The 25,600-nt window shown below is 71.3% G+C and carries 22 protein-coding genes; 11 read left to right on the forward strand and 11 right to left on the reverse strand.

From position 1 onward, the window contains the following. The first annotated feature begins 212 nt into the window (after positions 1 to 212). Positions 213 to 1,661 (forward strand): hypothetical protein, encoded by a 1,449-nt coding sequence (locus tag K377_RS31340; protein WP_111666958.1) that lies wholly within the window; start codon positions 213 to 215, stop codon positions 1,659 to 1,661. A gap of 316 nt (positions 1,662 to 1,977) precedes the next feature. On the opposite strand, the gene K377_RS31345 is transcribed toward K377_RS31340, so the two are convergent. The 4 genes from K377_RS31345 to K377_RS31360 all read right to left on the reverse strand — a co-directional run bounded on the left by K377_RS31345 (position 1,978) and on the right by K377_RS31360 (position 4,848). Continuing rightward, complete coding sequence (locus tag K377_RS31345) at positions 1,978 to 2,424, reverse strand: hypothetical protein (protein WP_111666959.1); 447 nt, start codon at positions 2,422 to 2,424, stop codon at positions 1,978 to 1,980. An 11-nt stretch (positions 2,425 to 2,435) separates the two neighbouring features. Continuing rightward, positions 2,436 to 3,593, reverse strand: a complete 1,158-nt coding sequence (locus tag K377_RS31350; RefSeq protein WP_258395185.1) for a S1 family peptidase — start codon at positions 3,591 to 3,593, stop codon at positions 2,436 to 2,438. Positions 3,594 to 3,645: 52 nt separating this feature from the next. Further along, a complete protein-coding gene (locus tag K377_RS31355) occupies positions 3,646 to 3,864 on the reverse strand; it encodes a hypothetical protein (RefSeq protein WP_111666961.1) in 219 nt (72 codons plus the stop codon). A gap of 219 nt (positions 3,865 to 4,083) precedes the next feature. After that, positions 4,084 to 4,848 (reverse strand): SDR family NAD(P)-dependent oxidoreductase, encoded by a 765-nt coding sequence (locus tag K377_RS31360; RefSeq protein ID WP_111666962.1) that lies wholly within the window; start codon positions 4,846 to 4,848, stop codon positions 4,084 to 4,086. Positions 4,849 to 4,962: 114 nt separating this feature from the next. On the opposite strand from K377_RS31360, the gene K377_RS31365 reads away from it, so the two are divergent. Next, positions 4,963 to 6,417 carry an alkaline phosphatase PhoX gene (locus tag K377_RS31365; RefSeq protein WP_111666963.1) on the forward strand — a complete coding sequence of 485 codons (1,455 nt, stop codon included), beginning with the start codon at positions 4,963 to 4,965 and terminating at the stop codon, positions 6,415 to 6,417. Between the two features lie 191 nt (positions 6,418 to 6,608). Here the strand turns inward: K377_RS31365 and K377_RS31375 are convergent, their stop codons facing one another. Continuing rightward, the gene (locus K377_RS31375) at positions 6,609 to 8,084 is read right to left on the reverse strand and encodes an amino acid permease (RefSeq protein ID WP_258395186.1); all 1,476 of its coding nucleotides are present in this window, start codon (positions 8,082 to 8,084) and stop codon (positions 6,609 to 6,611) included. A gap of 471 nt (positions 8,085 to 8,555) precedes the next feature. Between K377_RS31375 and K377_RS31380 the strand changes: the two genes are divergently transcribed. The 3 genes from K377_RS31380 (at position 8,556) to K377_RS31390 (ending at position 12,852) form a co-directional block, all read left to right on the forward strand. Continuing rightward, positions 8,556 to 10,133, forward strand: a complete 1,578-nt coding sequence (locus tag K377_RS31380; protein ID WP_111666964.1) for a TROVE domain-containing protein — start codon at positions 8,556 to 8,558, stop codon at positions 10,131 to 10,133. A 98-nt stretch (positions 10,134 to 10,231) separates the two neighbouring features. Beyond that, positions 10,232 to 11,455 (forward strand): TerD family protein, encoded by a 1,224-nt coding sequence (locus tag K377_RS31385; protein ID WP_181512691.1) that lies wholly within the window; start codon positions 10,232 to 10,234, stop codon positions 11,453 to 11,455. Between the two features lie 128 nt (positions 11,456 to 11,583). Further along, positions 11,584 to 12,852: an amidohydrolase gene (locus K377_RS31390; protein WP_258395188.1), complete on the forward strand. Its 1,269-nt coding sequence runs from the start codon at positions 11,584 to 11,586 to the stop codon at positions 12,850 to 12,852. A 12-nt stretch (positions 12,853 to 12,864) separates the two neighbouring features. Here K377_RS31390 and K377_RS31395 read toward each other — a convergent pair whose 3' ends face one another. The 6 genes from K377_RS31395 to K377_RS31420 all read right to left on the reverse strand — a co-directional run bounded on the left by K377_RS31395 (position 12,865) and on the right by K377_RS31420 (position 18,960). Beyond that, on the reverse strand, positions 12,865 to 13,854 hold the full coding sequence (locus K377_RS31395; RefSeq protein ID WP_111666966.1) for a zinc-dependent alcohol dehydrogenase family protein: 990 nt from the start codon (positions 13,852 to 13,854) through the stop codon (positions 12,865 to 12,867). Continuing rightward, complete coding sequence (locus K377_RS31400; RefSeq protein ID WP_111666967.1) at positions 13,851 to 14,684, reverse strand: carbohydrate ABC transporter permease; 834 nt, start codon at positions 14,682 to 14,684, stop codon at positions 13,851 to 13,853. Before K377_RS31400 ends, K377_RS31395 begins: the two co-directional genes overlap by 4 nt. Then, positions 14,681 to 15,619 carry a carbohydrate ABC transporter permease gene (locus K377_RS31405; RefSeq protein ID WP_111666968.1) on the reverse strand — a complete coding sequence of 313 codons (939 nt, stop codon included), beginning with the start codon at positions 15,617 to 15,619 and terminating at the stop codon, positions 14,681 to 14,683. Before K377_RS31405 ends, K377_RS31400 begins: the two co-directional genes overlap by 4 nt. Then, positions 15,616 to 16,986 (reverse strand): sugar ABC transporter substrate-binding protein, encoded by a 1,371-nt coding sequence (locus K377_RS31410; RefSeq protein WP_111666969.1) that lies wholly within the window; start codon positions 16,984 to 16,986, stop codon positions 15,616 to 15,618. The genes K377_RS31405 and K377_RS31410 overlap by 4 nt, the downstream gene beginning before the upstream one ends. 105 nt (positions 16,987 to 17,091) lie before the next feature. Next, positions 17,092 to 17,853 (reverse strand): DeoR/GlpR family DNA-binding transcription regulator, encoded by a 762-nt coding sequence (locus tag K377_RS31415; protein WP_111666970.1) that lies wholly within the window; start codon positions 17,851 to 17,853, stop codon positions 17,092 to 17,094. 261 nt (positions 17,854 to 18,114) lie between these two features. Further along, positions 18,115 to 18,960, reverse strand: a complete 846-nt coding sequence (locus K377_RS31420) for an NAD(P)-dependent oxidoreductase (RefSeq protein WP_111667080.1) — start codon at positions 18,958 to 18,960, stop codon at positions 18,115 to 18,117. Between the two features lie 199 nt (positions 18,961 to 19,159). Here K377_RS31420 and K377_RS31425 point away from each other — a divergent pair, with 199 nt between their 5' ends. From K377_RS31425 to araD, 6 genes are all read left to right on the forward strand, one after another. After that, a complete protein-coding gene (locus K377_RS31425) occupies positions 19,160 to 20,173 on the forward strand; it encodes a 5-dehydro-4-deoxyglucarate dehydratase (protein ID WP_258395189.1) in 1,014 nt (337 codons plus the stop codon). Next, positions 20,170 to 21,330 (forward strand): hypothetical protein, encoded by a 1,161-nt coding sequence (locus K377_RS31430; RefSeq protein ID WP_111666971.1) that lies wholly within the window; start codon positions 20,170 to 20,172, stop codon positions 21,328 to 21,330. Before K377_RS31425 ends, K377_RS31430 begins: the two co-directional genes overlap by 4 nt. A 95-nt stretch (positions 21,331 to 21,425) precedes the next feature. Continuing rightward, the gene (locus tag K377_RS31435; RefSeq protein ID WP_111666972.1) at positions 21,426 to 22,013 is read left to right on the forward strand and encodes a TIGR03086 family metal-binding protein; all 588 of its coding nucleotides are present in this window, start codon (positions 21,426 to 21,428) and stop codon (positions 22,011 to 22,013) included. A 222-nt stretch (positions 22,014 to 22,235) separates the two neighbouring features. Continuing rightward, a complete protein-coding gene (locus K377_RS31440) occupies positions 22,236 to 22,928 on the forward strand; it encodes a GntR family transcriptional regulator (protein ID WP_111666973.1) in 693 nt (230 codons plus the stop codon). Then, positions 22,925 to 23,842 (forward strand): dihydrodipicolinate synthase family protein, encoded by a 918-nt coding sequence (locus tag K377_RS31445; protein WP_111666974.1) that lies wholly within the window; start codon positions 22,925 to 22,927, stop codon positions 23,840 to 23,842. The genes K377_RS31440 and K377_RS31445 overlap by 4 nt, the downstream gene beginning before the upstream one ends. After that, entirely contained in the window at positions 23,839 to 25,575 is a 1,737-nt protein-coding gene (gene araD / locus K377_RS31450) for an L-arabinonate dehydratase (RefSeq protein ID WP_111666975.1), read from the forward strand. Before K377_RS31445 ends, araD begins: the two co-directional genes overlap by 4 nt. The last annotated feature ends 25 nt before the right edge of the window (positions 25,576 to 25,600 follow it).

Here is a 25,600-nt window from a genome sequence, read left to right on the forward strand (position 1 = left end):
CTGCTGTCTCCGGCTGTCTTCAGCCGTTCTCAGCTGTCTTCGTCTACGCGCGTCAATCTCTTTCCTGGGCAGGGGAGTTGTCAAGGTTTTCCGGGTGTCCCACAGGCGAGCGAAACCTGACGGGTACATGAACTGGGCGGCAAAGGGTCAAATCCGTCTACGCTGAGCGGTCGCAACGCATGACACTTGTACGGCCCGAGGAGAACCAGCCGATGTCAGACAGCTCCCCCCTGCCGCCGGTGCGGCTGCCCGCCGAAGCGGAGCTGGCGCGGGACGCCCTCGCCAGCCCCCTGCTGTCGCGCGCGGTGCGGCTCGCGCGCTGGGCCGGACCCGGCACCCGGGTCGGCGCGGGCGGCGAACTCGTCGAGGAGCAGTTGCCCGCCGCCGCTGCCGAGCTGGGACTCTCCGGCGTCGGCACCGACGACGGCGAGGCCGCCGCGTACGCGAGCGAGGCCTGGCGGATCGCCGTCGACACCGGGCTCGTGGAGATCGTCGACGAGGAGGAGGGCACCGTCACCGTCGGCGAGGAGCTGGGCGTTCTCACCTCCGGCGGCCCCGCCGACATCCTCGGGCTTTGGCTCGGCGCGCTCGACAGCGTGCTCGCCGACGCCTCCGTGCCGGACCTGGACGATCTGGTCGGCGCCATGGAGGAGGGCGGCGAGATCGACTTCTCGCAGCTCGACTGGGACCCCGAGGCCGAGTCCGAGTTCCTCGAAGGCGTCCTCGCCAATCTGTACCTGCTGACCGTCGCCGAGGGCGGCGCGGGAGACGGGCCCGTGCCGCTGCCCGCCCTCGCCGCCTCGATGATCGTCCCCGACGACATGGGGGAGCCCACCGACGACGTCCTGGAGCAGGTGTCGGACGCGATGATGCGGCTCGACGACCAGTTCCGGCTGCTCGACCCCGTCGGGCTCGTGGAGTTCCAGCCGGTCGACGAGGCGCTGATGGCCGACATCGACGAGGCGGCCGAGTCCGTCGCCGAGCCGGTCGACGACTCCGACGTCTCGCGGTACGGGATGGTGCGGCTCACTCCGCTCGGTCTGTACGGGATCCGGGCGCGGATGCTGGAGGCCGGGGTCGACGCGCCGGCCGTCGGTGGCCTCGTCGACAAGGGGGCCGACGTGCTCCTCGACAGCACGTCCGCGTTCCCGCAGGCGGCCGCGCAGGCCGAGATCGAGCAGTGGCTCGCTCGGCGTGAACCGCTGGGCGCGGCGCGGGAGTTGCTGGCCGCGGCGCGCGGGGCCGACGACGGGGCGCCGTTGCGGCGGCTCCGTTGTCAGCAGGCGCTGTCTCTTGTCGGGGCCGAGGCCGAGCCCGCGCTCCGGGAGGTTCTCGACGATCCCGAGCTCGGGGGGCTCGCCCGGGTCTGGCTCGCCGAGCACGGGTTCGGTGATGTGCCCGCGCCCTCGGAGGACCTGGTCTTCTGGCTCACCGTCGACACCATCGCGGCGCAGCTCTCCCTCGAGGGGAACTCGGACGAGTTGCAGGCGCTGGTGGAGGGGCTTGCCGCGCAGCACAGCGGGTTCTTCGCTGCGGCGTGGCGGGTGGATCATCCCGCCACGCCGGATGTGCTGGAGGCCATGGGGCGGCTGCATCCCGACAAGCGGGTGGCCAAGGAGGCCCGCAAGGCTGCCTTCAAGGCGCGGTCTGCTGCGCAGTAGGGATTGTTTTCCGGGTGCGGCCCGGTGGCCGCTTCTCGCGCAGTTCCCCGCGCCCCTAAAACCAGTTCCCACGCGCGCCTCTCGTCGTGGCTGGTCGCGCAGTTCCCCGCGCCCCTGAGATGCGCACTTCGTGCGGCATCTCATCAGCCGCAGATGGGGAAGGCGCGCGAAGCGCAGCCTTCAGGGGCGCGGGGAACTGCGCGAGAAGCCCCACCGGGCCGCGGGTGACGGACTGCCCAGGGGCGCGGGGAACTGCGCGCCCAGCCACCCACCGGGTCGCAGTCGGCAGGCCGGGGCGGGAGTGCCGGGGTGTCCGTCAGCAGAGGTAGCGCGTTGTGTGTTTGAAGGATGATGTCGCGCCGTCGAAGCCGTACGTGCCCCGGTACGCCGGCGGGTTCTGGTACTCCCCGACGATCGTGACCGTGTTCGCGCACGAGCCCTGCCCGGCCCGCTTGGCGTCGAGCCGGATCGTGTCGCCGATGAAGCCGCCCGTGATGTCCCACGGCGCCCCGCAGATGCCGGCCGTGATCTGGCCCCCGGTCACCACGTAGGGATGCGTGTTCGGGTTGATCCTCGCGGTGATGGCGAAGGTCACCTGGCCGTTGTTCAGCTCCAGTTTGCAGTCGACGGACACCGCCTCGGCGGACACCTCGGCCTGCGCGGCGAACGCCTCGTCGCGGGTCTTGACCTCGGCGCCCTGCGGGTTGTGGAAGCGGTGCTCGGCGCGTGCGGTGCTCTTCTGCTTGCGTGCCTGAGTGGTCATGACGTCACCCCCTATGCCAGCTGCTCGGCGATCTCGACCCGCAGCAGCGCGCGGACGTTCTCGACGTGGTTGGCGACCGTGACCTGCGAGGAACCGGCGAACAGCAGGCCCACCGCGACGTTGTCGAGGGAGGTCACCAGGGAGCCGGAGTCGCCGCCGGCCGACATGTTCGTGGTGAGGATCTGGTCCTTGAAGCGGGCGGTGCCCGCGGTGCCGTAGTTGACGTCGATGGTCGAGTCGACCGCGATGATCCGGCCGAAGGAGATGTTCGTCGTGCGGCCGGTCTTCTTCACGAGGTCGCCGACCGCGACGTTCGCCTTGCGCCGCCAGGCCCGCGGCGCGCCGCTGAAGTACTGCTCGCGCGTGGCGTCCTGGAACGGGACCTCGCCGAGCGCGCAGTCGACCACGTTGTTGTGCTGGTCGAGCGGTGTCTGCGGGGCGAACTGGATGGTGATGAACCGGGACAGCGTGGCGATCCGGTCCGCGGGGTTGGTGCCGCCGTCGAACGTGCCGGGCTGCAGGATGACGCTGCCCAACTGCGCCCGGTTGGAGTCGGCGAGCACATGGTTGTTGGACAGGACATAGAACTTGGCGGGGGTGCCGAGGCCGGGCCCCGGCGGGTCCACGGTGGCGCCCGGCAGGAAGTCGTAGACCACGCTGCCCAGCGTGCCCGCGGTGATGGCCACGTTGCCGACCGAGAAGCCGGCCGGGCACGGGCGCATCCGGCGGACCAGGACCTGCGGCTCGAAGGTCGCGAGGCCGCCCAGCTCTTCGAGCACCGGCTGGCTCAGGCCGCCGAGCTGCTGGACCACGCCGCCGTCGGGACCGTAGCCGATCTCCTGCTGGCGGGCCCCGCCGCCCGGCCTGCTCTGCCGCCGCTGGGCGGAGATCTGGCCGACGGCCACGATGTCGGTGGGGGTGCCGTCATCCATCTGACGCGGGACCACATCCCGCTCGGGCAGCATGGACTCGGACACCTTCTGGGTCACGAAGACCAGGACGGCCGGTTCGCCGGTGGGCCGGCCGTCGACCCATTTCACGCCGTGGCCGTAGCCGACCACGTTCGCCAGCGGCTGCTCGCGCCGCAGGAAGTCGCTCTGTGCCTGGCTGCGGGAGCTGTCGCTCAGCTGACCGCCGGCCGGTCCTCGCATCAATTCGGGCTGGTTCACGCCAGACCACCTCTTTCCCGGAGTTCACATGCATGCGGGTCCTCGGAGCCGGTCAGCGCCCTTCGGGCGGCTCGCCGGGCGTCTCGTCCCGGGCCCGGACGTCGCCGATCGCGAGCACGCGCACCGGTACGCCGTCCAGCTCCTGAGGAACCACGTCGTCCGCGGGGAGCCGGTCACGGGGCACTTTGCGGGTGACGAAGACGACGATGACGTCCGCCCCCGAGCGCTCGTCCCTCCCGATCCCGACTCCTGTGACATTGGCCAGCTTCATCAGCCGGCTCTCATGGAGGCCGCGTGCCCGACGTGCGTCCACTCGGCTCGCCACCCCCTCGACGGGTGATGCGGTGATGCAGGTAGGGACTGTTTATTGCCGCACGGAAAGGTGGTCAAGGCGTTCTGCGTGAAATCTTGGGTTTGCGGGTGAGGTGGGCCTGTTGACCTTCTTTACGAAGATTCTTCCGATGTCTGCCGGAAAGCGCTGTCGGCTTCGTCAGATCCGCAGATACGAGGCGCCGTTGAGGTCCAGGACGGTTCCCGAGGCCCACTGCGCCCCGGGCGACGCCAGCCAGAGCACGGCCCCGGCGATCTCCTCCGCCGAGGCGACCCGGCCGAACGGGCTCTGCGCCCGCACCTCGTCGGTCAGCCGGTGCGCCACCCGCTCCGTCTCGATGAACCCGGGCGCCACGGACGCCACCCCGATCCCGTACGGCGCGAGCGCGACCGCGAGGGACTGCCCGAGCGCGTGCACGGCGGCCTTCGTCGCCCCGTACGCCGGGTGGTCCGGCTCGCCCTTGAAGGCGCCGCGCGAGCCGACGTTGACGATCCGGCCGCCCGTGCCCTGCTCGATCATGCGGCGGGCCGCCAGATGACTCAGGTTCGCGGTGCCGAGCAGGTTCACCGAGACATGCCGCTGCCACAGCTCCGACCACTCCTCGTACGAGGTGGTGGCGGGCGGGTGCGGCAGGTTCACGGCCGCGTTGTTCACCAGGACGTCGATGCCCCCGAGCCCGTCAGCGGCCCGTTCGGCGATCGACGCGGCGCCCGCCGGGTCGGACAGATCGCCCCCGACGAGCACGTGCCCGGTGCCGGTCAGCGAGTCGAGGGTGGCGCGGGCCTCGGCCTCCCGGGAGCCGTAGTGCACCGCCACCCGGTCGCCGCCCGCCGCGAACGCCTGGGCCAGCGCCCGTCCCAGGCCGCGCGAGGCGCCGCTCACGAGCACGCGCCGTCCGGCTTCCGGCAGGTTCACTGAAGTCATGAAAGGGGGCCCCTCGGCTTAGGACGGTGTTCAACCGCCGTTTATACGCGAGCGAGAACGTGTGCCCGAAACAGGCCCGCCCCCCGCTACACCATCACAACGGGAGACAGCCACATGTCGCTCACTCGCAGGGACTTCGCCAGACGCTCCGCGGCCACCGGTGCCGGAGTCGCCCTGGCCGGCTCCGTCGGCGCCCTCGCGACCGCGCCGAACGCGCTCGCCGCCACGGACCACGGTCATGACCACGACCACGACCACGGGCACGACCACCACCACGACCACGGCGTCGGTTACGGACCGCTGATCCCCGACCCGGCCGGCCTCCTCGCGCTGCCCGCCCACTTCTCGTACAAGGTCATCACCTACAGCGGCAAGACCAAGCTGGAGTCCGGCGAGTTCACCCCGTCCAACCACGACGGCACCGCCACCTTCGAGGGCCCGCGCGGCACCACGCTCCTCGTCAACAACCACGAGCTGGCCGGCGCCCGCGCCGACTGGCCGCACCCGGTGCCGCTCACCGAGGGCCTCGTCTACGACCCGGGGGCGGCCGGCGGCTGCACCGTCGTCGAGGTCCGCCGCGGCGGCGAGGTCGCCGAATGGGTCGGCATCGCGGGCACCGCCACCAACTGCGCGGGCGGCTCCACCCCCTGGGACACCTGGCTGACCTGCGAGGAGACCGAGGACAAGGCCGGTTCCAAGGGCTTCACCAAGGACCACGGCTACGTCTTCGAGGTCGACCCCGCCGACCGCCGCGCCAACCGCTCGCCCAAGCCGGTCAAGGCGCTGGGCCGGTACGCCCACGAGGCCGTCGTCATCGACCCCAAGAACGGCCAGGCGCTGCTCACCGAGGACGCCGCGAGCCCCAACGGCCTGCTCTACCGCTGGGTGCCGCCGCACGGCTTCAAGCACGGGCGCGGTCGCTTGCGCACCCTCGCCGACGACGCGGGCGTCCTCCAGGCGTTCAAGTGCTTCGACTCCGGCGGCCGGTTCGTCGACGACCTCTCCCGCGCCACGAAGATCGGCACGGTCTACGGCGTCGACTGGGTCGAGGTCCCCGACCGCGACGCCAAGACCGTCTCCACGCGCAAGCAGTTCAAGGACGGCGAGGTCACCCGCGCCCGCAAGCTGGAGGGCATGTGGTGGGGTGACGGCGGCGCGTACATCGTCTCCTCCTTCGCCCGCACGGAGAGCCCCGTCCAGCACGACGGCCAGGTCTGGTTCTACGACCCCAAGCGCCGCACCCTGACCCTGAAGGTGCTGCTGGGCGTCAACCCCGACCCGTCGGTGGACGGTGCCTTCGACGGCCCGGACAACATCACCGTCTCGCCCTACGGCGGTCTGGTCATCGCCGAGGACGGCGAGGGCGTCCAGCACCTGTTCGGCGCGACCGAGAAGGGCCGTACGTACCCGATCGCGCGCAACGAGCTGAACATCGGCACCGAGGAGGACCCGGAGTACAGCGAGTTCACCGGCGTCACCTTCTCGCCCGACGGACGCACGCTGTTCGCCAACATCCAGACGCCCGGCATCATGCTGGCGATCACCGGCCCCTGGAAGCGGCAGCGCTAGAGCCTGTCCGGCGGATCAGGCCGCGTCCGGGTGGCCCGTACGTCTCTTTGCCGGTGAGCGGGGCCTGGTGCGTGCAGCTGCAAGGCGGAGGAGGGCGTCAACGCGGAGCGTTGGCAACCGACGACAACGCCGCAGATGTGCGTGCCAGGCCCCGCGCCTGCGACAGGATCCGCCGGACAGGCTCTAGCCGCCTAGCGCAGCGGGTCCACCGGCGGCGCCTCGCGCTCCGCGGCGATCCGGTGGACCCGCCTGCGCACCGCGTACCAGCCGATCGCCAGGGCGGCCGCGATCGGGATCAGGGTGAGGACCGTGTCCCGGCCCGCGCCGTCCGTGTCGAACCACATCATCACGACGACCGCCAGCAGGAAGGCGACCGTCGACAGCTCGATCCACGGCGAGGCCCACAGCCGGAACGCCGGCCGGTGCACCAGGCCCTGCTTCGCGCGCCGCACGAACAGCAGATGACAGATCATGATCATCGACCAGGTGGAGATCACGCCCAGCGACGAGATGTTGGTGACGATCTCGAACGCCTTGTCGGGCAGCCACGCGTTCAGCGCGACACCGAGCAGGGCCACCACCGCCACGAGCAGGATTCCGCCGTACGGGACATGGCTGCGGCTCATCCTGGCCGTGAACGACGGCGCCGAGCCCGCCATCGACATCGAGCGCAGGATGCGGCCGGTCGTGTAGAGCCCGGAGTTGAGCGAGGAGAGCGCGGCGGTGAGCACCACCAGGTTCATGATGCCGCCCGCCGAGGGCACCCCGATCTTCGACAGCACCGTCACGAACGGGCTCTCGTTCGCGGAGTACGACGTCCACGGCAGCATAAGCGTCAGCATCACGACCGAGCCGACGTAGAAGACCGCCACCCGCCACATGATCGAGTTCACCGCCCGCGGCACGACGGTCGCGGGATCCTCGGTCTCGCCCGCCGTCACACCGACCATCTCCACGGCCGCGTACGCGAAGATCACGGTCTGGGTGATGAGCACGACCGGCCAGATGCCGAGCGGGAACATGCCGCCGTTGTCGGCGATCAGGGAGATGCCCGCCGGGTGGCCGTCGACCGGCTCGCGCGAGACGAGGAAATAGATCCCGATCAGCAGGAAGACGATCAGCGCCGCGACCTTGACGATCGCGAACCAGAACTCCATCTCGCCGAACGCCTTCACGGAGATGAGATTGACCGTGAGCACGATGGCCAGGGCGATCGCCGCGAGCACCCACTGCGGCACCGAGGTGAACAGCGACCAGTAATGCACGTACACCGCGGCCGCCGTGATGTCCGCCATGCCGGCCGTCGACCACTGCAGCACGTACATCCAGCCCGCCGCGAACGCGCCCTGCTCACCCAGGAATTCCCGCGCGTAACTCACGAACGAGCCCGACGACGGCCGGTGCACCACGAGTTCGCCCAGCGCCCGCACGACGAAGAAGGCGAACACCCCGCACACGAGATAGGCGAGGGCGAGCGCGGGCCCGGCCTTGGCGAGATTGCCGCCCGCGCCGTAGAGCAGCCCGGTGCCGATCGCGCCGCCGATCGCGATCATGCTGATGTGACGGGGCTTGAGCGTCTTGCTGTAGCCGAGGTCACCGGCGTCGGCGACGCCTTCGGCGGTGGTCGGGTCGTCGAGCCGCGATTCTGGATTCCTGTCCTGGTGCACGCACGGAACTCTCGCAAAATAAATGCCTGGCACGGCTGATGCGCGCCGCCGTACAGTCGTTCTCGTCCAGGTGCGACAGGCAGGACCTACTTCCACTCATAATGGGGAGGCCGCGGGTTCGATTCCCGCCGCCGGCATTTTCCGTGCCGGTGTAGCTCAGTGGCAGAGCACCATCCGTCGGTTCCGCCGGCCTTGATCTCTGGACGCATGCAATTCCTCGTGAGGCGCAGCACATGGTGTGTGCCCGGTGCGCAGACAACGGGTACTTCCGGATCTGGCGGTTGCGGGTTCGAATCCCGTCGGTGACCTCGGGTCGCCGTAGCTCAATCGGGTAGAGCACCTGACTGTTCCGTCGTCGATTCCTGACCTCGGGCACGCTCCATGCGCTGCGCCTCACGTGTGCGCGACCGGAAGTATTCGCGCGTTCGGAAGTATTCACGCGATCGGAAGAATTCAGGGGGGAGAATTCACATGGCCCGTTACAACCGCAAGGGCGCCAAGGCGGCGCTGCGTTCCGTCGTCCTGACCACCGGCCGAACGGTGCGCACGCACCAGGGCGGCATCGGATTCGAGCGGGACGCCCGGTCGGAGCTCTTCCTCCTGGCGGTCGCCAACTTCGTCTCCCAGCGCACCTTCTACGAGGACGGCGCGGACCGCGACGACCGGTTCGCCGCCCTCGTGCGCGGGCTCGCCGTGAGCGACCCGGAGTGGACCGCGGGCCTGCTCGGCTGGCTGCGCGCCGAGGGGAACCTGCGCACCGCGTCCCTCGTGGGTGCCGCCGAGTACGTGAAGGCACGCCTCGACGCGGGCGCGAGCGACGGACCCTCGAACCGGGCGGTCGTCGCCTCCGTGCTGCGCCGCCCCGACGAGCCCGGCGAACTGCTCGGCTACTGGACGCAGACGTACGGGCGGGCCGTCCCCAAGCCGGTCAAGCGGGGCGTCGCCGACGCGGTGCGCCACCTGTACCACGGCAAGGCGCTCCTGAAGTACGACACCGCGTCCAAGGGCTACCGCTTCGGCGACGTCCTCAACCTGGTGCACGCGGCGCCCGACCCGGACCGGCCGGGGCAGGGCGAGCTGTTCCGGTACGCCCTCGACCGGCGCCACCACCCCGACACGGCCGTGCCCCCGGCGGGCAGCGACGTCCTGCTCGCCCACCGTGAGCTGATGGCCCTGCCGGTCGCCGAGCGGCGCGCCGTGCTGCTCGCGCCCGACGGTGCCGAACGGCTCGCGGCGGCGGGCATGACGTGGGAGGCGCTGGCCGGCTGGCTCCAGGGCCCCATGGACAAGGCGGCCTGGGAGGCCGTCATCCCGTCCATGGGCTCCATGGCCCTCATCCGCAACCTCCGCAATTTCGACGAGGCGGGTGTCTCGGACGAGGTCGCGGCCCGGGTCGCCGCGAAGATCTCCGACCCGGCCGAGGTGGCGCGCTCGCGGCAGTTCCCGTTCCGCTACCTCGCCGCGTACCAGCACGCCCCGTCGCTGCGCTGGGCGTACCCGCTGGAGACCGCGCTCGGCCACTCGCTGGCCAACGTGCCGTCCCTGGGCGGCCGTTCGCTGATCCTGGTGGACCGCTCCGGCTCCATGTGGGGCCCGCTGTCCGACCGGTCGCGGCTCAACCGCGCGGACGCGGCCGCCGTGTTCGGCGCGGCGCTCGCGCTGCGGGCGGAGCGGGCCGACCTGGTGCAGTTCGGCACGGGCAGCACGGACGTGATGTACCGCAAGGGCGAGTCCGTCCTGAAGGTCCTGGAGCGCTTCGGGAACCTGGGCGGGACGAACACCGCCGAGGCGGTACGGCGCCACTACCGCGGCCACGACCGGGTACTGATCGTCACCGACGAGCAGGCGCGCTACAGCCGGCACGGCGACCCGACCGGGCAGGTCCCGGCGAGGGTACCCGTCTACACCTGGAACCTGGCCGGGTACCGGGCGGGCCACGCGCCCTCCGGTTCGGCGCACCGGCACACGTTCGGCGGACTCTCCGACGCGGCGTTCCGGATGGTGTCGCTGCTCGAATCCGGGCGGGACGCGGCCTGGCCCTGGGCCTGAGCCCGGGGCTCAGGCCCGCCCGGGTAAGAGAACCGTAGAAAAGTCTTCGGTAAGGGAACGGTAAAGCGGAGCTGGTCGTTACCCCAGGCATGACCGCTATGACCCCCGGCTCGAACATCCCGCTCACAGCGCAGCGCGTGGCGGTGGACGTCACCGCTCCCGTGCGGCTCGACGTCTCGGGCCTGCTGCTCACCGCCGACGGCAAGGTGCGCTCGGACGACGACTTCATCTTCTACAACCAGCCCGCCGGGCCCGGTGTGACGTACGCGTCGGGCGGGGGCACGTCCCCCGACTCGATCACCGTGGACACCACGGCCGTGCCGCCCGGCATCGAGAAGATCGTCGTCACCGCGAGCCCGGACGCCGACGGACAGACGTTCCAGGGCATCGAGCCCACGGCCACGATCCGGGACGCGGCCGACGGCTCGGTCCTTGCCACGTTCACCCCGCCGCAGCTCGGCGCGGAGACGGCGCTGGTGGTCATGGAGGTGTACCTGCGGAACGGCGCGTGGAAGGCCCGCGCGGTGGGCCAGGGATATGCGAACGGGCTGGCGGGCATCGCCACCGACTTCGGCGTCTCCGTCGAGGAGCCGGAAGCCGCGCCCGCCCCGGCCCCGGCCGCTCCGGTGACGGCGCCGCCCCCGCCGACCACGCCGCCGGTCGACCCGCGCATCGCGCCGCCCCCGCCGCAGGCCGCGGCTCCCGCCGCTCCCGCCGCCCCGCAGGCCCCCGCGCCGGGCGCCGGGAAGGTCAACCTGGACAAGGGCCGGGTCTCCCTCCAGAAGAACCAGACGGTGTCCCTGGTCAAGGCGGGCAAGCCGCTGCTGAGCCAGGTCAAGATGGGCCTCGGCTGGGAGCCCGCCTACGGCGGCAAGGACATCGACCTGGACGCGTCGGTCATCGCGTACGGGCCGCAGCGCAATCACATCGACAGCTGCTACTTCGGCAAGCTCTCGATCGTGAACGGCGCGATCAAGCACTCCGGCGACAACCTCACGGGCGAGGGCGGCGGCGACGACGAGGTGATCGTCGTCGACCTGGGCCGGCTCCCGCAGGACGTCACGGGCCTGGTCTTCACGGTGAACTCGTTCTCGGGCCAGAAGTTCACCGAGGTCGCCAAGGCGTACTGCCGACTGCTCGACGCGGCGACGGGCGAGGAGCTGGTCCGCTTCGACCTCACGAACGCCGAGGCGCAGACCGGCGTCATGATGGCCAAGCTCATCAAGCAGTTCAGCGGGGAGTGGGAGATGACCGCGATGGGCGACTTCGTGAAGTCGCGGACCGTGCGCGGCATGGTGAAGCCGGCGGCGCAGGCGCTCTGACCGAGCCCTGACCGACCCCTGACCGAGCGCCGGCCACCGTGCGCCCGATCGGCTGAGGCCGCCCGCTCCTCGCGGGCGGCCCGGCGTACCGTGGGCCCGGTCAGGACAGACAGCGAGGAGGCCCGCTCGTGGCGCACGTGGAGTCGGTGGAGTCGGTGACCGCGGGACTGGCGCGGATCCGGGAGGATCTCGCCGCGTTCTACCAGGACCTGCACCAGCACCCGGAGCTGTCCCTCCAGGAGACCCGGACGGCCGCGCTGCTCGCAGGGCGGCTGCGGGACGCCGGGTTCGACGAGGTCGCCGAGGGCGTCGGCACCACCGGAGTCGTGGGCGTCCTGCGCAACGGCGAGGGGCCCGTGGTCATGCTCCGCGCCGACTTCGACGGGCTCCCCGTCGAGGAGAAGACCGGCCTGCCGTACGCCAGCACGGCCCGCGCCGTGGACCACGAGGGCCGCGAGGTCCCGGTGATGCACGCCTGCGGCCACGACATGCACGCCGCCTGTCTCGTCGGCGCCGCCACCCTGTTCGCGCAGGCCCGCGACGCCTGGTCGGGGACGCTGCTCGTCGTCTTCCAGCCCGCGGAGGAACTCGCCGTCGGCGCCCAGGGGATGATCGACGACGGCCTCTTCGAGCGGTTCCCCGCCCCGGAGATCGTCCTCGGCCAGCATGTCGGACCGCTGCCCGCGGGCTTCATCGGCTACGGCACGGGACCCGTCATGGCCTCGGCCGACTCCCTCCACGTCACCCTGCACGGCCGTGGCGGCCACGGATCACGTCCGGAGGCGACCGTCGACCCGGTCCTGATGGCCGCGCACGTCGTCACCCGGCTCCAGGGCATCGTCGCCCGCGAGGTCTCCCCGGCCGAGCCCGCCGTCGTCACCGTCGGCCGCCTCCAGGCGGGCACGAAGGACAACATCATTCCCGACCGCGCCGAGCTCGGGATCAACATCCGCACCTACACACCGCAGGCCCGCGATCAGGTGCGCGCCGCCGTCGAGCGGATCGTGCGCGCCGAGTCGGCGGCGGGCGGCGCCGTGGCCGAGCCCGACCTGGTCTGGTCCGGCGCCGCGCCCGCCCTGGTCAGCGACCCCGACGCCACCAGGGCCACGATGGCCGCCTTCGCCGGGCACTTCGGCGAGCAGCGCATCCAGACCCTTCCGCTGGTCACCGCCAGCGAGGACGTCGGTGTGTTCGGCGAGGCTCTGAAGGTGCCCACCGTCTTCTGGTTCTGGGGCGGTCTCGACCCGGAGCCGACGATCACCGCGTTCCTGGAGGGCCGCGCGGACCAGCTCCCCAGCAACCACTCGCCGTTCTTCGCCCCGCAGATCGAGCCGACGCTCAGCACGGGCGTGGAGGCGCTGGTGCTCGCCGCCCACACCTGGCTGAGCCGCTCCTGAACCGCCCGGTGGCTACGGCACCACGACGATCTTGCGTCCCACGCCGGACGCGAACTGGTCGAGGGCCTGCGGGTAGCTGTCCAGCGGGAGCCGGTCGCTGATGAAGACGTCCGGGTCGAGGACCCCGCCCGCGAACAGTTCGGCCGCGCGCTCGTAGCTGTGCAGGACCGCCATCGAACCGGTGATGGTGATCTCCTGGTTGTAGATGCGGTACGGGTCGATGGTCACCCGGGTCGCGTAGTCGGCGACGCCGAACTGGAGGAACGTACCGGCCTTCGAGACCCGGCCGAGGCCGTCCTGGATCGCCGCCGCGTTGCCGGTCGCGTCGATGACGACGTCCCAGCCCTCTGGCCGGTCCAGCTCGTCCGGGCCCGCCGCCGACGCGGAGACGCCGAGCCGCTGGGCCGTGGCGAGCCGGTCGGGGTTGAGGTCGACGACATCGACGCTGGCCGCGCCGGTCCGCTTGGCGAGCTCCAGCATCATCAGGCCCATGGTCCCGGAGCCGTAGATCAGCACGTGCGCGCCGAGCCGGGAGTTCAGCACGTCGTAGCCGCGCACCGCGCAGGACAGCGGCTCGATGAGGGCCGCGTCCTGGGTGCGTACGTGGTCGGGGAGCTTGACGCAGTTGGCGACGGGGGCCAGCGCGTACTGGGCGGCGCCGCCCGCCGTGGTCACGCCGATCGCGGCCCACCGCTCGCACAGGTTGCCGCGGCCGGCCCGGCAGAAGCGGCACTCGTGACAGTGCAGGGAGGGGTCGACGGCGACCCGGTCGCCGACGCGTACCTCCGTGACGTCGCGGCCCACCTCGGCGACCGTGCCGGCGAACTCGTGGCCCGGCACCACCGGCAGCGTGGGCGCGAACTCGCCCTGGAGGATGTGCAGATCGGTGCCGCACAGCCCGCAGGCCGCGACCTCGACGACCACGTCCCGGGGCCCCGGTGTGGGGTCGGGCACCTCGCCGACGGTGACCTTGCCGACGGACTCGACGATCGCTGCCTTCATTTCACTGCTCCCAACGACAGGCCCTGGACCAGCTTGTCCTGGGCGGCGAACCCCGCGGCGAGCACCGGCAGGGAGATCACGAGCGACGCGGCGCACACCTTGGCCAGGAACAGGCCCTGGCTGGTGATGAAGCCGGTCAGGAAGACGGGCGCGGTCTGGGCGACGACGCCGGTGAGCACCCGTGCGAAGAGAAGTTCGTTCCAGCTGAAGATGAAGCAGATCAGGGCCGTCGCCGCGATGCCGGGCAGCGCGATGGGGGCCACGACCCGGGTGAGGACGGTGGGCAGCCGGGCGCCGTCGATCTGCGCCGCCTCGATCACCGCGACCGGCACCTCGGCGAGGAACGACTGCATCATCCACACCGCGATCGGCAGGTTCATCGATGTGTAGAGGATGACCAGCAGCCAGATGTTGTCGAGGAAGTCGGTGTTCTTCGCGAAGAGGTAGATCGGCAGCAGGCCCGCCACCACCGGCAGCATCTTCGTGGACAGGAAGAAGAACAGGACGTCCGTCCACTTCTTCACCGGCCGGATGGAGAGGGCGTACGCGGCCGGGAGCGCGAGGAGCAGCACGAACAGGGTCGAACCGAGCGACGCCACCAGCGAGTTGATCAGCGCCGGCCAGGGGCTCGCGCCGCCGCCCGCGCCGAAGAAGTCGCGGTAGCCGTCGAGGGTGAGCGCGGCGGCGAAGGACGGCGGGTTGGTCGCCGCGTTCTCCTCCGAGTGGAAGGAGGTCAGGACCATCCAGGCGATCGGCAGGAAGAAGACGATGCCGAGCAGCCAGGCCGCAAGGCCGAGTCCCTTGCCTTTGAGGACCGTTGCGACGTTCATCCGCGGCCCACCTCCTCGCGGAACAGCGACGACACGACGCGCAGCGCGAACGTCGCGATGATGATCGAACCGATGACGACGAGGACGCCCGCCGCGGAGGCCAGACCGTTCTCGTGGGCCTGGTAGAAGGTCTGGTAGACGGTGTAGGGCAGGTTCGCGGTGCCCAGGCCGCCGGAGGTGAGGGAGAACACCGCGTCGAAGTTCTGCACGATGTAGATCGAGCCGAGCAGGGCGCCGAGTTCGAGGTAGCGGCGCAGGTGGGGGAGGGTGAGGTGGCGGAAGATCTGCCACGGGCCCGCGCCGTCCATCCGGGCCGCCTCGATCTGCTCGGCGGAGCGTGACTGGAGCCCCGCGAGCAGGATCAGCATCATGAACGGGGTCCACTGCCAGATCAGTGACATCTCCACGGCGAGCAGCGGGGTGTTCGAGATCCAGTCCGGCTGGGGCCCGCCGACGTAGTGCAGCAGGCCGTTGAGCAGCCCGTACTCGGGGTTGTAGAGGACGTGCTTCCACAGCAGCGCGGCCGCCACGGGCACGACGAGGAACGGCGCGATCAGCAGCGTACGGACGATCCCGCGGCCTCTGAACTTCCGGTCCAGGAGCAGGGCGAGGGCCAAGCCCGCGACTAGGCTCACCACGACCACGGTCACCGTCAGCAGGATCGTCGTGAGGACCGACTTGCGCAGGTCGGGGTCGGTGAGGACCTCGGAGTAGTTGCCGAAACCGGCGAAGGAGCGGGCGTCGGGGTAGAGGGCGTTCCAGTCGAAGAACGAGATCACCAGCGTGGCCACGAACGGCAGCTGGGTGACGACGATCATGAAGACCAGGGCGGGGAGCAGCGGGGCGCGGGTGGCCCAGGCGCGCAGCCGCCCGGGAGGGCGCCGGTTCGCGGCGGTCTGCGGTGCGGCCACGGGGGCCGAGGTCACGGTCGTCATCGGCCCTCGTACTCCTTCGCGATCTCGGCGGCGAGTTTCTGGGACTTGTCCAGGGCCCACTCGACGGACTGGCGTCCGGCGATCGCCGCGCTGATTTCCTGGGAGACCTTGGTGCCGAGATCGGTGAACTCGGGGATGCCGACGAACTGGATGCCGGGCGCGGGCCGCGGCTGGACGCCCGGGTCGCGCGGCCTCGCGCCCTCGATGGCGGCGCGGGTCTGGTCCTGGAAGGCGGCCGCCTCCTCGCGGTACTGCGGGATGTCGTACGTGGAGGCGCGCTTGCCCGCGGGCACGTTGGCCCAGCCGAACTTCTCGCCGACGAGCTTCTCGTACTCCTTGCCGGACGCCCAGGAGATGAACTTCCAGGCCTTGTCGGGGTTGTGGGACGCCTTCTGCAGGCCCCACGCCCAGGTGTACAGCCAGCCGCTGGACTTCGTCTTCACGGTGGGCGCGGCGACGTACCCGATCTTGCCCTTGACCGGCGACTTCGCCGACTCCAGGGAGCCCGCGGCGGACGTGGCGTCGTACCACATCGCGGTCTTGCCCTGGGTGAGGTTGTTGAGGCACTCGGCGAACCCGGACTGGGCCGCGCCCGACTCGCCGTGCTTGCGCACCAGGTCGACGTAGAACTGGGTCGCATCCTTGAAGCCCTTGTCGTCGAGGCGCGCCGTCCAGTCCTGGTCGAACCAGGTGCCGCCGAAGGTGTTCACCACCGTCGTCAGCGGCGCCATCAGCTCGCCCCAGCCGGGCAGTCCGCGCAGGCAGATGCCCTTCATGCCGGACTCGGCGCCGTCGGCCTTCGCCGCGAGGTCCGCGACCTGGTTCCAGGTCGGGTGCGCGGGCATCTTCAGGCCCTTCTTGGCGAAGACGTCCTTGCGGTACATCAGGAAGGACGACTCGCCGTAGAAGGGTTCGCCGTAGAGCTTGCCGTCGTCGCCGGTGAGCGACTGGCGCATGGGCGCGAGGATGTCCTGCTGGTCGAAGCCGGCGTCCTTCTTCACGTACGGGCCCAGTTCGTGCAGCCAGCCGTTGCGGGCGTAGATGGGGATCTCGTAGTTGGAGAGCGTCGCCACGTCGTACTGGCCCGCCTGGTTGGCGAAGTCCTGGCTGATCTTGTCGCGGACGTCGTTCTCCGGCAGGACCGTGAAGTTGACCTTGATCCCGGTCTCGTGGGTGAAGTGTTTCGCGGTCAGTTTCTGCAGCTCGGTCATCTGCGGGTTGTTCACCATCAGGACGTTGATGGAGTCGCCGCCCCCGAGTCCGCCCGCTCCGGCCCAGCAGCCGGACAGCAGAGGGGTGAGCAGCGTCCCTGCGGCGGCCGTCGCGAGCAGGGCGCCCGGCGGCCTCCGTCGGCTCTGGGTTCGCATGGATGCTCCTGGACTTCTGTCGCGTATATGGATGAATCGCTTGGCCAATGGGTGTGCGGTGCCGACTCCCGCGCACTGCAGGGGAGTTGACGGTGCGTCCGGGGGTCAGGCGCGGATGACCTGCGGGCCCATCAGCGAGTAGCGGTGTGCTTCGGACACGGGCAGCTGGGTGCTCGTCACGATCGTCTCCAGGGCGCCCACGGGCGCGAACCGGCAGAAGCTGACCGCGCCGAACTTGGTGTGCACGCCCACGAAGACCGTGCGCCGTGCCGCCCGGATCGCCTGCGCCTTGACCTCGCTGACCGCCGGGTCGGGGGTGGTCAGGCCGTGGTCGCGGCTGATGCCGTTGGCGCCGATGTAGGCGAGGTCGATGACGAAGCCGGCGAGCATCTTCGTCGTCCAGTGGTCCACGGTGGCCAGCGTGCCCGCGCGGACCCGCCCGCCGAGCAGCAGGACCGTGGTGTTCGGCGCCTCGGCCAGCGCGCCCGCCGTGGCCAGGGACGCCGTGACGACGGTGAGCGGCCGGTCGCGCGGCAGCGCCTCCGCGATGAGCTGCGGGGTGAACCCCTCGTCGACGAAGACCGTCTCCGCGTCACCGAGCAGATCGGCGGCGGCCGTGGCGATCCGCCGCTTCTCGGGGACGTGCATGGTGGTGCGGAACGCGAGGGTCGTCTCGAACCCGGCGCTCTCCACCGGGTACGCCCCGCCGTGCGTGCGCCGGACCAGACCGTGGTCCTCCAGGGCGCGCAGATCGCGGCGGACCGTCTCCTTGGCGACGCCCAGTTCGGCGGCGAGCTCCGTGACGTCGACGCTGCCGGTGCGGCGCGCCGCGCGTACGATCTCCCGCTGCCGTTCCTCGGCGCTCATGTCGCCCCTCCGTGCCCTGGTGCCGTCGTGCCCGTTCGGGCCCGGTGGGGCCCGCTCCGGAATTTTTACCGGCGCTACGAGGTGGTGACCAGGTCTGTCGGAGAAGTGATGCGGCCCGCTTCTGTCCGTTTCGGGGCACGGCTGCCCGGCTCGGACCAGGGCCGGAGCCGGGGATCATGTGGGTTCGGGCGGGGTGGCTGCCCGTTTCGGGGGATGCGGTGGCCCGCTTGGTGCCCGAGTGGGGTGCGGGCCGCGTGTTGCTCAGTACGGCCAGATCGGCGGGTCGTTGATGAAACGCCCGCCCATGTACCGGTGTGCCGGATTGTCGTCGCTGAGCGGGCCGAACTCGGCGAGGAGCTTCTCCGCGTACGCCTCGGAGTCGTCCTGCGGCTCGTAGCCGAGCGCGCGGGCGCTGGAGAGGTCCCACCAGACGCGGGTGTTGGCGGAGGAGCCGTAGACGACGGTGTGGCCGACGGCCGGCGCGGACAGCGCGGCGTGGAAGAGCCGGGCGCCGTCGGCGGGGCTCATCCAGACCGACATCATGCGGACGTCGGTCGGCTCCACGAAGCAGGCGCCGATCCGGACCGACACCGTCTCGATGCCGTACTGGTCCCAGTAGAACTGCGCCAGGTCCTCGCCGAACGACTTGGACAGGCCGTAGAAGGTGTCGGGGCGGCGCCGCGTCGCGACCTGGATCACGGGGGCGCCGTCCTCGGTGCGCGGACGCGGGGTGTAGCCGATCGCGTGGTTGGAGGAGGCGAAGACGACGCGGGGGGCCGTGCCGTCGGCGCGGGCCTCGCTCTCCGCGCGGACCGCCTCGAAGAGCCGCTGGGTGCCCTTGATGTTCGACTCGACGATCTTGTCGAAGGTCGACTCCAGGGAGATGCCCGCCAGGTGCAGGACGCCGTCGACGCCGCGCACCGCCTCGCGCAGCGCCTCCGTGTCGTTCAGGTCCGCGACGATCGCGTCCGGCGCGTCCGGGACGGGGCGGACGTCCAGCAGGCGCAGGGTGTACCCGTGCTGCGGCAGCAACTCACGCATCAGGGTGCCGAGTCCGCCGGCGGCGCCGGTGAGCAGAAGGGTGCGGGGCGCGGAGGGGACTGACATGTGCGTGATCTCCATGTCCATGCGTGAGCGGCATTCACATTCGTGGACACGCTAAGGAGGTGGTCGCTCGCCGTCAAGACTCCGCCGAGTTCGGGCGCTTGACCGTCTGCTTTGGGGCGGCTTACGGTGAGTGCGTTCAGAAATATAGACGCGGATCAGAAACATGCACATCTGTGCGTGCAACGCTCAGGGAGAGCCCGTGACGTCAGCCGCCCTCGCCGTTCGACTCGCCGTCCCGAGTGGCCCGCTCTTCTTCCCGGTCACCCCGTACGGGCCGGACGGCGCCGTGGACCTCGACACCTACCGCACCCATGTGCGGCGCGGCGTCGAGGCCGGGGCCGCCGCCGTCTTCGCCTGCTGCGGCACCGGGGAGTTCCACGCGCTCACGCCCGAGGAGTTCGAGGCGTGCGTGGCCGCGGCGGTCGAGGCGACGGACGGCCGGGTGCCGGTGGTCGCGGGCGCCGGATACGGCACCGCGCTCGCCGTCCACTACGCGCGCGCGGCCGAACGGGCGGGCGCGGACGGCCTGTTGGCGATGCCGCCGTATCTCGTCGTCGCCGGGCAGGAGGGCCTGCTGCGGCACTACACCGAACTGGCCGAGGCGACCTCGCTCGACCTCGTCGTGTACCAGCGCGACAACGCCGTGTTCACCCCGGAGACCGTTGTCGCGCTCGCCCGCCACCCGAAGGTGATCGGGCTCAAGGACGGGCTCGGCGACCTCGATCTGATGCAGCGGACCGTGAGCGCGGTCCGCGCCTCCGGGGTGCGCGACGACTTCCTCTACTTCAACGGGCTGCCCACCGCCGAACTCACCATGCCCGCCTATCGGGGCCTCGGCATCACCCTCTACTCCTCCGCCGTGTTCTGCTTCGCCCCCGAGATCGCGCAGGCCTTCCACAAGGCGGTCAACGGCGGCGACGACACCACGGTGAACGCGCTGCTCGACGGCTTCTACCGGCCGCTCGTCGAACTCCGCAACCAGGGGCGGGGCTACGCGGTCGCGCTGGTGAAGGCCGGGGTACGGTTGCGCGGGCTCGACGTCGGCGAGGTCCGCCCGCCGCTGCACGAGCCGACCGAGGAACACATCAAGCGGCTCGCCGAACTCATCGAGGCGGCGGGCGAGTTGCTGGACGCCGCGGATCTCCCGGGTGCCGCGGATCTTCCGGATGCCGCAGATCTTCCGGATGCCGCGAGTGAGGAGCAGGGCGCGTGAGGACCTCCGCCTTCGTCTATCCCTGGGACGTCATCGGCGACCCGGACGCCGCCCGCCGCATCGCGGACCTCGGCGTCCAGCAGGTCACCCTCGCCGCCGCCTACCACTCCACCCGGGCCCTCACCCCCCGCCACCCCCGGCACCGCGTCGTCACCGCCGAACACGCCGCCGTCCTCTACCCGGTCGACGAACAGCGCTGGACCGACGCCGAGTTGAGGCCGTACGCGGCCGGGAACTGGGCCCCCGGCGACGCCTACGGAGAGGCCGCCGCCGCGCTCGCCGACGCCGGACTCGACGTGCATACCTGGGTCGTCCTCGCCCACAACTCCCGCCTGGGGGCCGAGCGTCCGGACACCTCGGTCGTCAACGCGTACGGCGACCGCTACCCCTGGGCCCCCTGCATCGCACAGCCCGCCACCCGCGCCTTTCTCGTCGCCCTCGCCGCCGAGGCCGCCACCCGGCCCGGAGCGCGCGGCACCGAACTCGAATCGCTCGGCTGGTACGGCCTCGCGCATCTGCACGCCCACGACAAGATCGGCGGCGTCGGCCTCGGGGAGGCCGCGCAGTACCTGATGTCGCTCTGCTTCTGCCCGGACTGCCGGGCCGGGTACGCCCGGCACGGCCTCGACGCGGAGGAGCTGAGCCGCTCGGTGCGGGCCGCCCTGGAACCCGTATGGCGGGGCGAGCCGGCCGACGACGGCTGGGCGGGCGTGGAGAAGCTGCTCGGCGCCGAGCAGGCCGCCGCCACCCGCGCGTATCGCGACATCACCGCCCGCACCCTCCAGGAAGCCGCCGTCGCGGCGGTACGGGAAGCGGCCCCGGCCGGTTTTCAGGTGCTGCTGCACGCCGACCCCGTCTCCTACCACTGCGGTGCCAACGCGGGCGTCGACCCCGCGCACATCCTGGCCGTCGCCGACGGGGTGGTGGTGCCCTGCACGGGCGGCGCCGGGCTGCTGGCCCCCTTCGCGGCCGAGGGCAGGGGAGTGCTCGCCGCGAACCTCACCGTCGTACGGGGCATGGGCGGCAGTCCCGGCACCCTCGCCGCCGACGTGCGGGCCGCGCGCGAGCTGGGCGCGGACGAGCTGCGGCTGTACCACGCGGGGCTGGCCCCGGACGCGGACCTGGACCTCGTCAGGGCGGCCCTCGCGGAGCTCTGACGCCTCGGGGCCGGGACCGATGAGTTCCGGGCCGCGGCGGAGTCTGTACCGGTGACCAGCGAACACATGCCTCACCGGAAGGGTCACCATTCGCCATGAGTGACACGACAGTGGACCTCGGCCCGCAGGCCCGGATCGTCGCCGGGCTCGCCCACGGGGTCCGGGACGACCAGCTCGACCTGCCGACGCCCTGTCCCGACTACGCCGTACGCCATCTCGTCGGGCACATCGTCGGCCTCGCGGCCGGGCTGCGCGCCACGGCCCGCAAGGAGCGCGCGGACGACAACACGGCACAGCCCGGCAGCACCCTTCCCGAGCTGTCGCCGGACTGGCGCGCCGCCCTGCCCAAGGCGCTCGACGAACTGGTGGAGGCCTGGCGGGACCCCGCCGCCTGGGACGGCATGACCCACGCGGGCGGCCTCGACCTGCCCGGCGCCGTCGCCGGGCTCGTCACCGCCGACGAACTTGTCGTGCACGGCTGGGACCTGGCTCGCGCCACCGGCCAGGAGTACACCCCGGACGAGGCGGCCCTCGGCGCCGCCCACGCCCTGCTCGCCCCGGCCGCGGACGACAGCGGGCGCGGGGGCCTGTTCGGCCCGGTCGTCGCGGTCTCCGAGCACGCGTCGCTGACCGACCGGGTCATCGGCCTGAGCGGCCGGGACCCGGACTGGCGGCAGCCGTAGGGCCCGCCCGCTAGCTCCTGTCCGGCCCCTGCCCCGTCCCTGTCCCGCCCGTGTTCCGTCCGGGCGGGACTTCTTTTGTCGGAAGCGTTGACGAAACATCTCCGTGCTTCTAGCTTCAACGCGTCGTACTTCGTACGTCATATATGAGACGCGATACCTGATACGCCGTACGCCGAGCGCGATCGAGCACGTCGTACACCGGATATCCACCGAGAGGCGCGCATGACCTCTGTGCCCACCCCGATCCCCTCCCGCACCCAGTTCGTCCAGGAGGAGATCAAGCGCCGTATCCTGACCGGGCAGTTGAGACCCGGACAGGCCCTGGTCGAGACCGACCTGGCCGCGCAGTTCGGGGTCTCCAAGACGCCGGTGCGCGAGGCGCTCAAGACGCTGGCCGGGACCGGGCTCGTCGTGATGAACCAGTACAAGGGCGTCACGGTGCGCATGGTGGACGCGGACATGGCCCGCGAGGTCTACGACGTGCGCCTCCTCCTCGAACCCGAGGCCCTGCGCCGCACGGTGCGGCGCAAGGCGTCCCTCGACGCCGCCCGCGACGCCCTGCGTGCCGCCGACACCGCGGCCGACACCGCCCAACGGTCGCTGGCCAACCGGGAGTTCCACCGCGCCCTCTACGCCCCCTGCGGCAACCCGCTGCTCGGCAAGATGCTCGACGAGGTGCGCGACCAGGCCGCGCTGGTCTCCGCGGTGGCCTGGGCCGCCGACCCGTCCTGGGAGCGGGAGGCAGCCGAGCACCGGGAGATCCTCGAACTCGCCCTGGCCGGCGACGCGCAGGGCGCCTCCCGCGCGCTGCGCGACCACATCGCGTCGTTCGTGCAGCGGGCCTTCCCCGAGGCCCAGGAATCCGAGGCCCAGGGAGCCGATGCCCGGGAAGAAGAGAGTGAGCAGCGATCATGAGCGCGCCGAAGGCTTCGTATCAGACGCAGCGGGCCGCGCTCGCCGACGTCGTGGCGATCCCGGTGACACCGTTCGCCGCGGACGGCTCCGTCGACGAAGCGGCCCTGCGGACCCTGCTGCGGCGGCTGCTCGACGGCGGCGTGCGCATCCTCACGCCGAACGGCAACACCGGTGAGTTCTACGCCCTGACCGCCGCCGAGCGCCGCCTCGTCGCCGAGGCCGCTCTCGACGAGGCGGGCGACTCGGCGACCGTCCTGGCCGGCGTCGGCCACGACGTGCCGACCGCGATCGACGCCGCCCGGCACGCCCGGGAGCACGGCGCGAGCATGGTGATGGTGCACCAGCCGGTGCACCCGTATGTCTCCGAGGGTGGCTGGGTCGACTACCACCGGGCCGTCGCCGACGCGGTGCCCGATATCGGCGTCGTCCCGTACATCAAGACCGCCACCCTGCCGGGCGCCCGGCTCGCCGAACTCGGCGCGGCCTGCCCGAACGTGATCGGCGTGAAGTACGCCGTCCCGGACGCCGCGCGCTTCGCCGCCTTCGCGCGCGACGCGGGCCTGGACCGTTTCGTGTGGGTGGCCGGGCTCGCCGAGCCGTACGCCCCCTCCTACTTCTCGGCCGGCGCCACCGGCTTCACCTCCGGCCTGGTGAACGTCGCCCCGAGCGTCTCCCTGTCCATGATCGAAGCGCTTCGATCCGGCGAGTACCAGGCGGCGATGAAGGTCTGGGAACAGATCCGCCGCTTCGAGGAGCTGCGCGCCGCCGACGCCTCCGCCAACAACGTCTCCGTCGTCAAGGAGGCCCTCGCCTCGCTCGGCCTGTGCCGCCGCGACGTCCGGCCGCCCAGCCGGGTGCTGCCCGAGGCGGAGCGCGCCGAGATCGCGGAGATCGCCGCGGGGTGGTCGATATGACCGGCCGTCGGCGGCTCGCCCCCGAGGAGCTGCGCTCCCACCAGTGGTACGGCACCGAAGGCGCCCTGCGCACCTGGTCGCACAACGCCCGGATGCGCCAACTCGGTTACGAGGCCGAGGAGTACCGGGGCCGCCCGGTCGTCGCCGTCCTCAACACCTGGTCCGACATCAACCCCTGCCACGTCCATCTGCGCGAGCGCGCCGAGGCCGTCAAGCGGGGCGTGTGGCAGGCGGGCGGCTTCCCCCTGGAGTTCCCCGTCTCCACGCTCTCGGAGACGTACCAGAAGCCGACCCCGATGCTCTACCGCAACCTCCTCGCCATGGAGACGGAGGAACTGCTCCGCTCCTATCCGATCGACGCGGCGGTGCTGCTCGGCGGCTGCGACAAGTCGACCCCCGCGCTCCTCATGGGCGCCACCTCCGCCGACGTCCCCGCCCTCTTCGTGCCCGCCGGGCCGATGCTGCCGGGCCACTGGCGCGGCGAGACGCTCGGCTCCGGCACCGACATGTGGAAGTACTGGGACGAGCACCGCGCGGGCAACCTCACCGACTGCGAACTCCGCGAACTCCAGGGCGGCTTGGCGCGCTCGCCCGGTCACTGCATGACCATGGGAACCGCCTCCACCATGACCGCCGCCGCCGAGGTCCTCGGCATGACCCTGCCCGGCGCGTCCTCCGTCCCCGCCGTCGACTCCGCGCACGAGAGGATGGCCGCCGCCTCCGGGCGCCGCGCCGTCGAGCTGGCCTGGACCGCGCTCAAGCCGTCCGAGATCCTCACCCGCGCGGCCTTCGACGACGCCGTCACCACCGTGCTCGGCCTCGGCGGCTCCACCAACGCCGTCATCCACCTCATCGCGATGGCCGGCCGCGCCGGGGTGGCGCTCACCCTCGACGACTTCGACCGCATCGCCCGCACCGTGCCAGTCCTCGCCAACGTGCGGCCCGGCGGCCGGACGTACCTCATGGAGGACTTCCACTTCGCCGGCGGCCTGCCCGCCTTCCTCTCCCGGATCACCGACCTGCTGCACCTCGAACGGACCACGGTGAACGGCACGTTGGGAAGCCAGCTCGACGGCGCCGTCGTCCACCACGACGACGTCATCCGCACCCGGGACAACCCGGTCGCCGCCGAGGGCGGCGTCGCCGTCCTGCGCGGCAACCTCTGTCCCGACGGCGCCGTCATCAAGCACATCGCCGCCGAGCCGCACCTGCTCAAGCACACCGGCCCCGCCGTCGTCTTCGACGACTACAAGACCATGCAACGCACCATCAACGAACCGGAGTTGAACATCACCGCGGACAGCGTCCTGGTGCTGCGGAACTCCGGCCCCAAGGGCGGCCCCGGCATGCCCGAGTACGGCATGCTGCCGATCCCCGACCACCTGCTCAAGCAGGGTGTGCGCGACATGGTGCGGATCTCCGACGCCCGGATGAGCGGCACCAGTTACGGGGCGTGCGTGCTGCACGTGGCCCCCGAGTCGTACGTCGGAGGTCCGCTCGCACTCGTCCGCACCGGCGACAGCATCACGCTCGACGTGGCCGCGCGCCAACTTCAACTCAACGTGCACGAAGAAGAGTTGGAGAGGCGCCGCGCCGAGTGGGTGGAGCCGCCCGAGCGGTACGAGCGCGGCTACGGCGCGCTCTACAACGAGCAGATCACGCAGGCCGACACCGGCTGCGACTTCGCCTTCCTGGCCAGGCCGGGCAAGGTGCCGGACCCGTACGCGGGCTGAGCCGACCGCCGCGCGCCCGGGCCCC

This window comes from Streptomyces sp. PsTaAH-137, from assembly GCF_003259365.1.
Lineage (GTDB): Bacteria > Actinomycetota > Actinomycetes > Streptomycetales > Streptomycetaceae > Streptomyces.